General features: G+C 31.8%; 1 protein-coding gene and 1 pseudogene. Both read left to right on the top strand.

From position 1 onward, the window contains the following. The first annotated feature begins 73 nt into the window (after positions 1–73). Positions 74–265 carry a hypothetical protein gene (locus ACFINC_RS11875; RefSeq protein WP_120101601.1) on the top strand — a complete coding sequence of 64 codons (192 nt, stop codon included), beginning with the start codon at positions 74–76 and terminating at the stop codon, positions 263–265. Positions 266–311: 46 nt separating this feature from the next. Beyond that, positions 312–534: pseudogene (locus ACFINC_RS11870) on the top strand (SMI1/KNR4 family protein); the annotation flags it as partial.

The raw sequence follows: 534 nt of genomic DNA, 5'->3' as shown, positions 1-534 counted from the left end.
ACACAAATTTTATCCGAAAAGTGTTCTTTTAGATTTCTCAAAAAATTCTTTCTAGGAAGAAAGAAGAGAAAAAGTGATTAATGCTAATATTAAAGATATGGCATCAGGAAAAGATTCTATTGGAGCTGATAGCACAGCTTATTGTTTTGTATTATATGCTGCAAGTGCGAGGGTTATAATAAAGAGTGTCCAGTTATTTCAAGAAAAGAGCTCTTTTATTTTTATTAATCAAAATCTAAACCCATTGGATATCAATAGACAATAGAAACATTCATAAGCAAAGACTTTCTACAATTTATGGAGCATAATTTATGGACAATTTCACATTATCTGACGTTACACAATTCTTTGAGTTGCATAGTCATGTTATCAATTTTGGACTGCGGATAATACAGCTGGTGATATAAGGATTAAAAAAGCTGAGGAAATTCTTGGTCTGCAATTCACATCGTCCTATAAGAGTTTTTTGAAAAATTATGGAGCAGGAGAAATTGGTGGTGAAGAAATAGTTAGCATTTATGAGATCTGTGCGGG

Origin of the sequence: Bartonella sp. AP58NXGY, assembly GCF_042195785.1 — a bacterium.
Classification (GTDB): Bacteria; Pseudomonadota; Alphaproteobacteria; order Rhizobiales; family Rhizobiaceae; genus Bartonella.
The sequence above is the reverse complement of the archived record's forward strand: the minus strand, read 5'-3'. Positions and strand labels throughout refer to the sequence as shown.